Annotated in this window: 9 protein-coding genes; 4 read left to right on the top strand and 5 right to left on the bottom strand. The window is 48.4% G+C overall.

Annotation, left to right across the window (positions count from 1 at the left end; genetic code table 11):
- Positions 1-22: 22 nt before the first annotated feature.
- Positions 23-2,890 carry a CHASE domain-containing protein gene (locus A8O23_RS15075; protein WP_066622728.1) on the bottom strand — a complete coding sequence of 956 codons (2,868 nt, stop codon included), beginning with the start codon at positions 2,888-2,890 and terminating at the stop codon, positions 23-25.
- Between the two features lie 93 nt (positions 2,891-2,983).
- Positions 2,984-4,345: an FAD-dependent oxidoreductase gene (locus tag A8O23_RS15070; protein ID WP_066622726.1), complete on the bottom strand. Its 1,362-nt coding sequence runs from the start codon at positions 4,343-4,345 to the stop codon at positions 2,984-2,986.
- Between the two features lie 159 nt (positions 4,346-4,504).
- Between A8O23_RS15070 and A8O23_RS15065 the strand changes: the two genes are divergently transcribed.
- Positions 4,505-5,014, top strand: coding sequence for a methylated-DNA--[protein]-cysteine S-methyltransferase (locus A8O23_RS15065; protein WP_066622719.1), 510 nt, complete (start codon positions 4,505-4,507; stop codon positions 5,012-5,014).
- Positions 5,015-5,332: 318 nt separating this feature from the next.
- Here the strand turns inward: A8O23_RS15065 and A8O23_RS15060 are convergent, their stop codons facing one another.
- The gene (locus tag A8O23_RS15060; protein ID WP_239693421.1) at positions 5,333-5,968 is read right to left on the bottom strand and encodes an alpha-ketoglutarate-dependent dioxygenase AlkB family protein; all 636 of its coding nucleotides are present in this window, start codon (positions 5,966-5,968) and stop codon (positions 5,333-5,335) included.
- A 9-nt stretch (positions 5,969-5,977) separates the two neighbouring features.
- Positions 5,978-7,219 (bottom strand): cation:proton antiporter, encoded by a 1,242-nt coding sequence (locus tag A8O23_RS15055; RefSeq protein WP_066622717.1) that lies wholly within the window; start codon positions 7,217-7,219, stop codon positions 5,978-5,980.
- 229 nt (positions 7,220-7,448) lie between these two features.
- Between A8O23_RS15055 and A8O23_RS15050 the strand changes: the two genes are divergently transcribed.
- The 3 genes from A8O23_RS15050 (at position 7,449) to A8O23_RS15035 (ending at position 11,748) form a co-directional block, all read left to right on the top strand.
- Positions 7,449-7,841, top strand: coding sequence for a hypothetical protein (locus A8O23_RS15050; protein ID WP_066622716.1), 393 nt, complete (start codon positions 7,449-7,451; stop codon positions 7,839-7,841).
- A gap of 536 nt (positions 7,842-8,377) precedes the next feature.
- Positions 8,378-10,624, top strand: a complete 2,247-nt coding sequence (locus A8O23_RS15040) for a cation:proton antiporter domain-containing protein (RefSeq protein ID WP_066622712.1) — start codon at positions 8,378-8,380, stop codon at positions 10,622-10,624.
- Positions 10,625-10,860: 236 nt separating this feature from the next.
- Entirely contained in the window at positions 10,861-11,748 is an 888-nt protein-coding gene (locus A8O23_RS15035; RefSeq protein ID WP_239693420.1) for a mechanosensitive ion channel family protein, read from the top strand.
- 58 nt (positions 11,749-11,806) lie between these two features.
- On the opposite strand, the gene kynU is transcribed toward A8O23_RS15035, so the two are convergent.
- Positions 11,807-13,078: a kynureninase gene (gene kynU / locus A8O23_RS15030; protein WP_066622708.1), complete on the bottom strand. Its 1,272-nt coding sequence runs from the start codon at positions 13,076-13,078 to the stop codon at positions 11,807-11,809.
- Positions 13,079-13,086 lie beyond the last annotated feature (8 nt).

The raw sequence follows: 13,086 nt of genomic DNA, 5'->3' as shown, positions 1-13,086 counted from the left end.
TAAATGCAAGGCTTTTAATAGGCTATTCTTCTTTAAAGTACACCGTAAAGGTACTTCCTCGCCCGGTTTCGCTTTGCACCTCAATGCGGCCACCGTTGTTCTCAATGATGCGCTTCACTATGTAAAGCCCAATACCAGTACCCTCTACGTGTGAGTGGAAGCGACGGAACATGGTAAACAACTTCTGCTGCTGGTCTTCTCTTATACCCAAACCGTTGTCTTGCACCGTGAGCACAATACAGCCGTTTTGCCGTTGAGTACTGACATTAATCTGTAACCGCCGCTCAGGGTCACGGTACTTCACTGCGTTTGACACCAGGTTGTACAAGATGCTGCGTAAGTTTCTGCGGGCATATTTCAGCTTAGGCACCTCAAAAGAAGTAATTAATTCTGCTTCTGATTCTTGGAGCATACCACTAATATCATCTTTTACGCTCTCCAACACCTGTTCAAAGCTCAGCTCCTCGGCCTGTGTCTCCAGGTCTTTCTGCACCTTGGTAATTTCTGTCAGGTCATGAATTGTGCCTTTCAGTTTTGTTATGGAAGCCGCTACCATGTTCAGCAGTTCCTGGTCTTCTTCGTCGCCAGCTTTTTCTTCGGCATTTTCCAGCAGGGCGGTGGTAAGTCCCTCTAGGTTGGCCAGTGGTGAGCGCAGGTCATGTGAGGCCGTGTACACGAAGCTGTCCAGATCATTATTAATGCGTAGGAGCTCCTTGTTCTTGCGGTTCAGCTCTTCGTTAATATGCGAGAGTTTCTCTCGGCTTTGCACCTGCTCCGTTACTTCTACCGCAAAGGTGAGAACTGATTCAACTTCTCCCCGGTCGTCTATAATAGGTTCGTATACAATGTTGAAGTACCTTACTTTTTCACGCTCACCTTCAGATTCATCAAAATACACAGGTACCTCTTTGCCTATGAATGGCTCGCGAGTTTCCTTTATCTGCTGAATAACGGCCGCATACTGTTCTCTCTGTGACTCAGGGAATGAATCAGTAGCTTTTTCGCCTACTTTTGCGTTTCCGTTATACAGGCTGCTCAGGTAGGAGTTTACCAACGTGTACACCAAATCTTTAGTCCGCACCAAGCCCACAATGGCAGGTACCTGCATAAAGATCTTCTGCAGGGTAGCTGCGCTTTGCTTCAGCTTTTGCTCCATTTCAATGCGGTCACTAATGTCAATGACGGAGCCTATGTAGCCTAAAAACTCTCCCTCAGGGTTGAACCTTGGAATTCCGGTGGTCACCATGCCCCTGTATTCTTTGTTTTCACGGCAAAGGCGGTATTCTACTTTGAACTCTTCTTTGTTTTTAGATGCTTGGTTGTACACATCAGTGGCCAATTTCTGATCATCAGGATGTATAAATTTAAACCAGCCTTTGCCCAGATTTTCTTCTAGAGTGGCCCCTGTAAACTTAATCCACTGCCGGTTGACATAGGTACAGTTGCTGTTTTTATCGGTGATCCAGATCATTACCGGGGCGCTGTCAGCCATGTTCCGGAAGCGTGCCTCACTTTCCAGCAGGGCCTGCTGGGCTTTCTTCTCTTCCACTACATTTCTAACCTCCAGAATCTGGCCCACTACTTCACCCCCCTGCTTCACCTGCCTGATGGCACACGCCACCGGTATAGTGTTGCCATCGCGGCAAATAAAGTTGTCTTCAAACTTGTATGATTGTGATGATGCCAGGCTAGGGGTTAGTTCTCCTGCCTCCTTTCGCCTATGCACCAGCTCATGCAGCGGCCTTTGCCGGAGATCATCAGTTGTGTAGCCTAACATACGCTCTGCGGCTGGGTTCTGGAACGTACAATATCCCCTGCCATCTAACATGAACAAACCAGCGGTGGTGTTCTTGGTGATAAGATCAGTGAGCTGCGTAGACTGCAGGTAACGCTGCAATGACCACACCACAAAGAAGATGAGCAAGCTGATTACCCCACCGGCTAACAAAATAAGGTTATGTTCATCTAACCCGTTCTGATTTGAGAACGCGCGGTGCGGCCTAAACTCAAGCGTCCAGGTGCGGCCTGCAATTCGTACTACATCTTTTTCAAAGAGATCTTTTCCGCTGGAATCTAGGTTTTGGGAAGTAGTATCTGACGTATAGAGTAAGTTCTCTGGTTTTGCTTCTTTGCCATCATAAATAGTAATGCCAATATCACTGTAGTCGCTACCTATGGTGCTGGTCATTAGATCTACGGCCCTGAAGGGAGCGTAGACAAAGCCTTTGAGTAAGCGGCGGCGCTCACCTACATCTTTAGGGTCATCGCCGCCATAATACACAGGCATATAAATCAAAAGCCCAGCCTGCACATTCTTTCCGCTTTCCTGCACCAGCTGCAGTTTCGCGGTCATGGCTGGCTCATTAAAATCACGGGCGGCCTCCATGGCTTGCCTGCGGGTTGGTTCATTGAACATGTCAAAGCCATGTGCCCTCTTGTTGAGCACATCCATGGGTTCCAGAAAAATGATAGACGAAAACTCAGGCCGCATACCGGCTGGCCTTACTGAGAAATTCGGGAATCCGTCATTTTTTAATCTTTCCTCCAGAGCAGGCACTTCCTCTGGGGTTAGCATGATGGCAAAGCCAATGCCCTGTATACCCGGGTAATTCTTTTCAATGGCCAAGGCTTCTAAATACCTTCTGAAATCTTGCCGGGTAACAGTGTCTGAAGCGGCAAAAAGTCCTTTTACTCCTCGCAGAATCTGCAGGTAGTGCCCCATACGGCGCTCCAGCGCAGATTTCATTTGCACCGTCCGGATCTCAAACGTTTTGGTATCCTGTATCTTGTCGCTTTCTTTGGATACGTAGTAGGCATAAACAGTTATACTGAGCACCAAAATAAAGGAGCCCAGCGCCAGGTAGTAATCTTTAAGTCTGGTGAAAATCATTTATGCTTTTCAAATAGAACAACCAACTGAATAGAATGCTAAGCCAGTCATTGGGGTAGAAGACAATTACACCGCCTGTATTTGCCACCAGGATTAAATAGAACCCTTGCCCAGGTGGCGCTGCAGATACTCTTGCACCTCTGGTTTGTGGTAATCGGCTTCAGACTGAATGTACTGCATAAGCTCATTCATCATCTCCTCCTGCCGCTTTCCGTTGGCCAATGCCTGCGCATACGGTAAATCCGGAGAAAAGGTGACCATAGAATACAAAGGAAGCCAGGCATCAGGGAATTGTGCGGTAATTTGAGCCTCTATTTTCTTCTGAAGCAGGAACCTGGGATCAGCCACTTTGTCGCGCATCTCAATAAAGTTGTACACGGCCAGGTCGGCGATGGCATCGGTATTGGGTTTGCGCAGGTCTTGGAAAGTTTTGAAGATGGTATCCCAATCATGCTCGTGCTCTTGCAGTAAGCCCCGCAGCACGGTGCAGTCTTCAAAACCTGCGTTCATGCCCTGCCCGTAAAAAGGCACTATGGCATGAGCGGCATCTCCTACCAATAAAATCTTGCCCTTGTGGCGCCAGGGCAAGCACTTAACCGTTACCAGCGAGCCTGTGGGGTTCTCGAAAAATTCCTGCTCCAAATCTGGCATTAGCGGCACCGCGTCTGGAAACACCTCCTGAAAAAACTCCCTCAATTGCTCAGGCGCCTTAAGTGAGGCAAATGACAGATCTCCCTCAAACGGGAAAAAAAGTGTGCAGGTAAAAGAGCCATCTATATTGGGCAGGGCAATCATCATGTACTGCCCGCGGGGCCATATGTGCAGTGCATTTTTCTCCAGCTGCCAGCTACCGTCAGCGTTGGGAGGAATAGTTAGCTCTTTATAGCCGTAGTCAAGGTAACTTTGCTCATAGTTGAACCGGTCTGTTTTCTGCAAAGAAAGACGCACCATAGAGTAAGCGCCGTCCGCGGCAAAAATAACATCTGGCTGCACTTGGTACTCTTTGTTAGCAGCTACATCTAGCATTGAAACTTTGTTGCTGCTCACCTCTACTTCCAGCAGCTGCTGTTCAAAATTCAAGGATATGCTGGGCTCGGCCTCGGCTAAATCTAACAAGGCGCGGTTCAGCCCGCCGCGGGAGACAGAATATATGGCCTGCCCTTCCTGACCATAAGGCTGAAAAGAAAGATGCCCCTGTGTGTCATGCATCACTCGCCGGTACATAGGTATGGCTACCTTTTTAATGTCTTCGGAAATACCAATAGTTTCCAGTGCCCGCCAGCCCCTATCGCTTAGTGCCAAGTTAATGGAACGCCCACCGGCTAAATCAGCTCGGCGCAAGTCTGGCCTGCGTTCATACACAGCAACCGGATAGCCTTGCTTAGCCAAGTATAAAGACAGCAGGCAGCCTACTAAGCCACCGCCCATGACACTAAGTTGGGTTTTGTTTTCCATGGTAGGAGGTTACGCCATTTCACAGCATTGGGGTTACGACCTCCTATATGCTGCGCCGCCTACATACGAGCGGCTACTTTAGCTGAAATCTGCCGAAAATTACAGGCTTCTGCGGCAAGTTGGCTAAATCTTGGTTAAATTTCCTGAAAAACACTCACCATGTCTGCTCAAGAGGCTCTTTTTGTGTTGCACATGCCTACGCCAATAGGCACCATGCGGCTCACTTCTTCACAGGAGTTTTTGTTTTCAGCCTCTTTTCCGGAAAACGGGCCAGAAACAGACAGTTCTTCCCCGCCTGCCTGTTTACAGCAGGCAGCACGGCAAGTGCAGGAATATTTTGATGGGGAGCGGCTTATGTTTGACTTGCCCTTGCAGCCCTTAGGCACACCTTTTCAGCAGCAGGTATGGCAGGCACTGCAACAGATACCAGTAGGCCGCACCGACCACTATTTGGGTTTAGCCAAACGGCTGGGAAACGCCGGAGCCATGCGAGCGGTGGGAGCCGCCAACGGGGCAAACCCTTGGCTGGTACTGGTTCCGTGCCACCGCATTATTGGTGCTCAAGGCCAAATGGTTGGTTACGCTGGCGGCCTTTGGCGAAAGAAGTGGCTCTTAGTACACGAGGCTAAGCTCACCGGAAATTACCAGACAGCTTTGTTTGATTGTTAGAACTGTAAGTAATGTGTAGCTAATTAAAACAGGTAATTGGTTTTTGGAATAAGATAACGGCAGTTGATCACAAGATAAAGGCGAGAAAGAGCAGATAAAACCCTATAAACAGGACTCCATAGAATAAAATCATCTCATCCAGGGAGTGCTCCTGTTCGGTACCCTTGGCAGAGCACATCAGACGATTTAAATATTTCCGTATCATTTTATTAAGCTTGTCCCCTTTTATACGAGGTCATTTTCAAGAGGATTGAGGTGACACTGAAATTTTTACAGCCTTGATCATGGCTTACGTGGCACCGCTATTTCCAAACACTATCAGTAGATAAACCTGAAAGTAAGGTTAATCCTAGGCTCCATAAGTTTAGCAGACTTGGGGAGCTGGTGCTTCCAGAAGTGCTGCGTGCTGCCGGCCATCAACAACAAGCTACCAGACTCCAGAGACAAACGCAGTTTTAACTCAGGTTGCTGATTATGCTTGAAGGCGAAAACCCGCGGTTGGCCCAAGCTGATGGAGGCAATGATAGGATTCTGCCCCAGCTCCGGTTCATTATCGGCGTGCCAGCCCATGCTGTCTTGCCCGTGCCGGTACAGGTTCAGCAACACACTGTTAAATTGTGCACCCGTTGTTTTCTCTAGTTTCTGCCTGAGCTGACTTAGCGCCGGCAGCCAAGGCTGCGGTTCCCAGGTGAGGCCGGAGTAGGTGTAGGCTTTGCCGGCATCGGCGTACCAAGCTGTCAGGCGAGGCTGCTCCACTTCTTTCCCGAACATCTTTAACTTTTCCTGCCGCCACCCTGCCTGGTTTAACAAATTCTGTTTTAAAAGCTCAGCCTCTGCGCCAGACAAAAAATTTTCGACTAAGTATACCTCTGCCTGCGGCATGTGTAGCAGATGACGCTGGTGTTGCAGACGGAAATGCGGAGAAAGATTCACTGTAGAAAATATCAGTATCAAATAAGCACCTTATGCCTGTTTATTGGTATTGAGGCGCCTATCCATATATTCCATGGCCGGAGTGGCTAGCACACCATGCATCACAATAGACAGCAGAATAATGAACCCCGCTACCGCCCAAATCTCGTCTGGCTCAGCAAAATGAGCTTGCTCCAGGCCAAACGATAAATAAAAGATGGAGCCAATTCCCCTAATCCCGAAAAAGCTGATCACCCATTTCTCTGTGAAAGAAATTTTGGTGCCCCACAAGGCTACCATGCCTGCCAATGGCCTTACTACCAACAGCAAGCCTATGCCCACCGCTGCTCCTTGCCAGGTAAGAGAATCTAGCAGACCTCTGGCCAAGCTGCCTCCGAACAAGATCAGAATCACTACCACCACCATCCGTTCAATCTGATCGGTAAAATCGTGCAGCTCTCGGTGGTAATCGTAGTTTTTTTCATAGTTCTTAATGGTAAGGCCCGTGAAAAACACCGCCATGAAGCCGTAGCCGTGCACCATTTCTGTTAAGCCGTACACTAAAAGAGTGGCAGAAATGGCCACAAATCCATCATGTGTTTCGGGGAAGTGGCTTTTCTTGGGCAGCCGGAACACCAAATACGCTAATAAGCGCCCCATCAGGTATCCTACTCCCACTCCTACTACAATTCGGTACAGCAGATCATACCAAAGCCATTCACCAAGCCAGTTACTGGGATCTGTGCCTTGCAGCGCCACCGCAACGGCCAACCAAGTGAACGGGAAAGCCATTCCATCATTCAGTCCGGCTTCAGCGGTGAGGGAGAAGCGGGCGTGGTCTTCCACCTCATCGCTGGGCGGACCTACCTGCACATCGGCGGCCAAAACCGGATCTGTAGGCGCCATGGCAGCCCCCAGCAGCAGTGCCGAAGCCAATGACAAACCTAATACCCACCAGCCCATCATCACCATAGCTCCTATACAAATGAGCATGGTCCAGCTCACCAGCCTGAAGGGCACTGACCAGTTCTTGAGCGAAAAACGCCGGTTAATCTTGATTCCTGTGCCCATGAGGGTCACTATCACGCAGAATTCTGAAAGCCGCACTACAATCTCGTTTTCGCGCAGCGGGTCTGGTTCCGGCAAATTAATTGGCAGCAGGTATAGCAGCAAACCTACCACTACAAACAAAATGCTGTAAGAAAAGGAAAACCTCTCTAGCCAGGTCGGAAGCCAAGCCATTGCCAAAGCGGCCGCTCCAATGATTATAAAAATTATCAGGTATAAATCCATAGCAGGATGAATGCCCAACCTAAGGGCAGTGAGACACTAGTAATTTTACCAGCCTACATACGGAAAACCGCAACTTACGGCTTAAAGCAAAGCTAAAGCACTATTTACTAGCGCACCTGTTACCGTAGCTTAGCGTCTGTAACTCCGCCACTATACTGCTGGCCCAAAGCTTGGGCATAGCGTGTTGGTTTGCCTTTTAAAACTAAAGGTGTTTCTTTTGTAAATAGTGATGTCCGCTGCCAGAAATATTGTAGGTACCTGTTGTAAAGCCACCTTAATGTGGGTGATGCTGCTGTGGGCTCTGACCTTGCCTGGTCAGGAGGTGGAGGTATATCACTTCCTGCTGCATTCTGCTACCGACAACACAACTCCTCAGGCTCAAGCATCTGCCAGTGCCCATTCTTATACTTTTAAGAAACCGGCTGTACATGCCTTTGTTGATGCCAAACCTTCCTCCTCACTGGTTACTGTTTCGCAGCAAACCTTAGGGCAGCAGCTTATTGCCTATCTGTTGTTTGCCAAACCAGCTGACGAGAAGCTTCCGGAAGAAGTGCTTTATTTCGCGGAGGTTGGAATTCTGGCTCAGATTTTCGCTGTTATTCTACAGCCTAACGCTCCCTAGGGATTCGTCACCAATCAGTCTCTCTTATCTTTAGCTTCTTTGCAAGTAGGCACATCTGCCCATTACGGGAATACCATAAGTTCCTCTGAGGCTACTTTTTCATTTTTACTCCTGAACATATCAGAGGGATTTTCTCACTGATATAAGCTATACGTGACCGGACGCCACTGACAAATGGTGCCTTTTAGGCTAAGTTCAGGTTTTATCTTATAAGTTTTTCCTGATGAAATCTATTGCTATAACATTTTCGTGGATCGCTATTTTTGGCATATTGCTCGGGCTTTTCTTCCCGAGAAAGGCGTTGTTTTGGTATTACGGCAAGAAAAGCCGAGTCTTTGCTTTATTAATTTACAGCACAATGCTACTCTTATCTTTCCTGCTGTTTGTGATTGCGGAGGAATTTCTATGGTAATTGCCTTTGCTTGTGCCGTTCAAAGCAGGCTTGAAATTTATCTTTCATGCTGCAATTAGCCACAGCAGAAATCTGCCTTCACACTTTTGTCTCCTTCGTACCTAAAGAGAACTTCATTTTATAAATGACACACTTACCACATTTAATCATTGACCTAGGGCTCATTCTGGCGGCGGCGGGGTTGATCACACTTATTTTCAAAAGGCTGAAACAGCCGCTGGTGCTGGGGTATATTATTGCAGGTCTGCTGGTAGGACCTCATTTTGATCTACTGCCTACTGTCATAGAAACCGAAAACATAACCATTTGGGCTGAGATTGGGGTTATCTTCCTGCTGTTCAGCCTGGGTCTTGAATTCTCGTTCAAAAAGCTGGTGAAGGTGGGCGGCGCCTCCTCTATCATGGCTCTGTTTGAAGTGGTCATCATGCTGGTGCTGGGTTACTTGACAGGCAAATTATTGGGCTGGTCTACCATGGACAGCATATTTTTGGGCGGAATATTGTCTATCTCCTCTACCACCATCATCATCAGGGCGTTTGACGAGCTGGGGGTAAAAACGCAGCGTTTTGCGGGCTTGGTCTTTGGTATTCTGATTGTGGAAGACCTGGTGGCTATTTTGCTCTTGGTCTTACTTTCTACTTTGGCCGTAAGCCAGCAGTTTGCGGGCACTGAAATGCTGCAGGCAGTCCTGAAACTGGCGTTTTTTCTGGTAGTCTGGTTTTTGGGCGGCATCTTCCTCATCCCCACTTTTCTTAGAAAAGCCAGTAAGCTGATGAACGACGAAACGCTGCTGATTGTGTCTCTGGCGCTTTGTCTGCTCATGGTGATTCTGGCCGCACAGGTAGGTTTTTCGCCGGCGTTGGGAGCCTTCATTATGGGTTCTATACTGGCGGAAACTACTAAAGCCGAGAAGATAGAACATTTGGTGGCCTCCGTGAAAGATTTGTTTGGAGCCATCTTCTTTGTGTCAGTAGGCATGCTCATCAATCCGTCTATCATTCTCACTTATGCCGGCCCAATTGTCATTATCACCCTAGTGACCATCATAGGCAAGGTGGTAAGTATCACGGGCGGGGGGTTAGTGGCCGGGCAAGGCGTGAAAACTTCAGTCAAGTCTGGCATGAGCGTATCCCAGATTGGGGAATTCTCGTTTATCATTGCTACGTTGGGGCTCACACTGAACGTTACCTCTGAGTTTTTATACCCAGTGGCGGTGGCGGTGTCGGCTATTACTACGTTCACAACACCCTACATGATCAAACTGTCTGATCCGCTCAGCAACACCATTGAAAAGATTCTACCCTCCCGCTGGAGAGCCTCCTTAAATGAATATAGCTCCGGCGCACAAACCATTGCCACTACCTCAGATTGGCAGCTGGTACTAAAAGGGTACGTGATCAACCTGGTGGTGTACTCGGTGCTCATCATTGCCATGGTATTGCTATCGGCACAATTTCTAGATCCGTTCATGACCAACTTGATTGGCCATGACCAATTAGCCGACGTGGCCACCGCCACTGTTACTTTGCTGGGCATGGCTCCGTTTCTGTGGGCCTTGGCCTTGCATCACCCGCAAAAAGAGGCGCAGGGCCGCATTTGGGCTAACAGGAATTACCGAAGTCTCATCTTGGTCATGGAATTTTCTAAGATTGCCATCTCCATTATGTTTATCACCTTCTTGCTAGACAGGTTCTTCTCAATACAGGTGGCCATTGTGGCGGGCTTGGTCATTATTGCCGCCATGATCATCTTCTCCCGCCGAATTCAGCAGTTCTACACCCGCATTGAGAACCGGTTCATGTCTAACTTAAACGCACGCGAGATCAATGAGGCGGAAAAAAGACACCACACCCTTACTCCCTGGAACGTACATCTTACCAGCTTTGAGGTACAGCCAGAATCTGCAGTGGTTGGCAGAACCTTAGCGGAACTGCAGATACGGGAAAAGTTTGGTATTAACGTGGCTGTGATTGAACGAGGTAAACGCACCATCATGCCACCCACCCGGCAAGAGCACATATTTCCAGGGGATAAGCTGTATGTCTTCGGTTTTGAAGAGCAGGTGGAGGCCTTCAGAGTATTTATTGAAAGCCCAAGCCCTGATTCTGCACCTGACGAGGCGAAAGAGGAAATTAAACTTCAGAAGATGGTGGTTTCTAAGGGCTCACCGCTATTACATAAAACCATTCTGGAATCTGGCGTGCGCGAGAAAACCAAAGGGCTGATTGTAGGTATAGAGAAAAACGGCAAAAGAATTCTGAACCCTGACTCAGGGCTTTCATTTGAAAACGGCGACATTGTCTGGATTGTGGGCAGCCCCTGGCGGATTAAACAATTGGAGGCCACCCGAGATGGAGAGATTGCGAGTTAACCTTCTGCACTTGGCTAGCGGCTCTCTCTCTTCTAAATAGAGCTCTGTTTTGAGGCTGTTTTTCAAAAAGCACGCCTAAAACACTCATAAAATCATTCAGCTGTGCCAGTCGTTCTGATAATTACTACATTAGGTAAAAGCTTTAACAGGTTCAGGTTCTTACATAGCTACCTATAAGTTACTTTATGCTTAAGATACAACGTTGGGTTGAACATAACTTAGGGTTTTCTACAACAATGCAGGAAAACCTTATTTCCTCTGTAGTGGTGCTGGCTTGCCTGTGGGGCATTAGCCGGTTCTTGCTCCGCATTGTATTCAAATGGCAGCCAGATTCGCGTAAGCTTTACCAATGGAAAAAGTCTACGAACTACGTTATTACCGGCTTGGGCATCATTTTACTGACGAACATCTGGTTTGGCGGCATCTTTTCCATTGCCACGTACTTGGGGCTACTTTCAGTGGGTTTGGTGGTTGCACTAAGAGAACCAATCCTAAACATGTTCGGCTGGATTTACCTGCTCTGGAAGCGTCCGTTCCGAATTGGTGACAGAATAAAAATCAGCGACCACACCGGAGATGTGATTGACATCACCCTTTTCCAATTTACCTTGAATGAACTGGGTACTGGCGTTGACTCTGAACAGCCCACGGGTCACGTAGTGCATATACCGAATAGCCATGTTTTCACCAGAACACAGGTAAACTACAACTACGGTTTCCCTTTTCTCTGGCACGAGCTGCAGGTGCACGTCACGTTAGAAAGCAATTGGCGCAAAGCCAAAGAAATTCTTACCGCGATAGGGCAAAAGCATGCCGAACAGCTTAACGAAGACACCAAACGCATGGTGCTCCGGGAATCGCAGGAGCATCTTATTTTCTACAAGGATTTCAACACCAAGGTGTATACCAAGGTAGCAGAACGGGGCGTGCAATTTACCGTGCGGTACCTCTGCGCCCTTACCCGCCGCCGCGAAAGCGAGAACCTGATCTGGGAAGATACGCTTACCCAGTTTTTGGCAGCCCCTGACATTAAGTTCGCCTACCCTACCACCCGCTTTTACCAAGACAGCGGAGAACCTTATCAAGAACCGCCGGCCATTCAACTTCCAAACGAATCAAAATAAGAACTAAGGGCACTGTTTTAGGCCTGTTTTTCAGAAAACAAGCCTAAAACAAGATCTTTTATCTTCTAAAATGCGCTTCTAAAAATTGCCCGAAGCGGTATACATCTTCAAAAGTGTTGTAGAGCGGCGTTGGCGCTACTCTAATGACATTGGGCTCGCGCCAATCTAAAATAAAGCCGTTAGCCATAAGGGTTTCAAACAGCTGCCTCCCGTTACGGTTCACCAGCAAGGACAACTGACAGCCACGTGCCGAAGGTTCAGATGGAGTAATTATCTCCAGATCTTCTTTGGGCTGATTCAAGCTATTAATCAGGAACTCCAGATAACCTGTTAAGCCCTCGCTCTTGGCGCGTAACGCCTCCATGCCCGCTTCATCGAACATCTGCAAAGAGGCGCGGTGTACGGCCATGGGCAGTATTTGGGAGTTGGATAGTTGCCAGCCATCAGCCCCAGCCATGGGAATAAAGCCTTTCTTCATCTGGAAGCGCTCTTCCTGGTCATACCCCCACCAACCAGCGAAGCGTGGCAGGTCAGGTTTGTTGGAATGACGCTCGTGCACGAATACCCCGGAGGTGCCACCAGGGCCGGAATTTAGATATTTATAGGTACACCAAACGGCAAAATCCACATCCCAATCATGCAGGCGCAACACCACATTACCGGCGGCATGCGCTAAATCAAACCCGCAGACAGCCCCTACCTCATGCGCAGCCTGGGTGATGGCGGCCATGTCAAATACTTGCCCAGTATAGTAATGCACGCCGCTCATGAGCACCAGCGCAATTTCATCGCCGTTGTCCCTGATGGTTTGCAGAATATCTTCAGTGCGCCAAGTCTGCTCACCAGCACGCGGAGTTACTTCAATAATGGCGTCTTCGGGAGTGTAGCCATGGAATTTCACCTGCGTTTCCAGGGCATATTGGTCTGAGGGAAAAGCACCGGCCTCGGTTAAGATTTTATAGCGCCTGCCCTGCGGCCTGTAAAAAGAAACAAGCATGAGGTGCAGGTTCACGGTGAGTTGGTTCATAACTACCACTTCACTGGGTTTGGCTCCTACCAGCTTGGCGGTAGGTTCTGCCAGTGTTTTATGGAAGGTAAACCAAGGATCATCGCCTTTAAAATGACCTTCCACGCCTAGTTCAGCCCATTTCTCCATTTCTTCCTCTATTGCCGCTCTTGCGGCTTTGGGCTGCAGACCTAAAGAATTTCCGCAGAGGTACACGGTGTCTTTGCCTTGGTGCTTAGGTATGTGAAAATGTTCGCGGTAGTAGCGAAGGGCATCATCATGGTCTCTTTCTTGTGCGTAGGCAAGGGTATTTTGGAAAGACATTCTGTAGT

The sequence above is a fragment of the Rufibacter roseus genome, assembly GCF_001647285.1.
In the GTDB taxonomy this organism is placed as follows: domain Bacteria; phylum Bacteroidota; class Bacteroidia; order Cytophagales; family Hymenobacteraceae; genus Nibribacter; species Nibribacter roseus.
The sequence above is the reverse complement of the archived record's forward strand: the minus strand, read 5'-3'. Positions and strand labels throughout refer to the sequence as shown.

Coding starts and splice junctions, on each gene's coding strand:
- A8O23_RS15065 (WP_066622719.1), top strand. CDS start 4,505: ATGTCTGCTCAAGAGGCTCTTTTTGTGTTGCACATGCCTACGCCAATA.
- A8O23_RS15050 (WP_066622716.1), top strand. CDS start 7,449: ATGTCCGCTGCCAGAAATATTGTAGGTACCTGTTGTAAAGCCACCTTA.
- A8O23_RS15075 (WP_066622728.1), bottom strand. CDS start 2,890: ATGATTTTCACCAGACTTAAAGATTACTACCTGGCGCTGGGCTCCTTT.
- A8O23_RS15035 (WP_239693420.1), top strand. CDS start 10,861: ATGCAGGAAAACCTTATTTCCTCTGTAGTGGTGCTGGCTTGCCTGTGG.
- A8O23_RS15040 (WP_066622712.1), top strand. CDS start 8,378: ATGACACACTTACCACATTTAATCATTGACCTAGGGCTCATTCTGGCG.
- kynU (WP_066622708.1), bottom strand. CDS start 13,078: ATGTCTTTCCAAAATACCCTTGCCTACGCACAAGAAAGAGACCATGAT.
- A8O23_RS15070 (WP_066622726.1), bottom strand. CDS start 4,345: ATGGAAAACAAAACCCAACTTAGTGTCATGGGCGGTGGCTTAGTAGGC.
- A8O23_RS15055 (WP_066622717.1), bottom strand. CDS start 7,219: ATGGATTTATACCTGATAATTTTTATAATCATTGGAGCGGCCGCTTTG.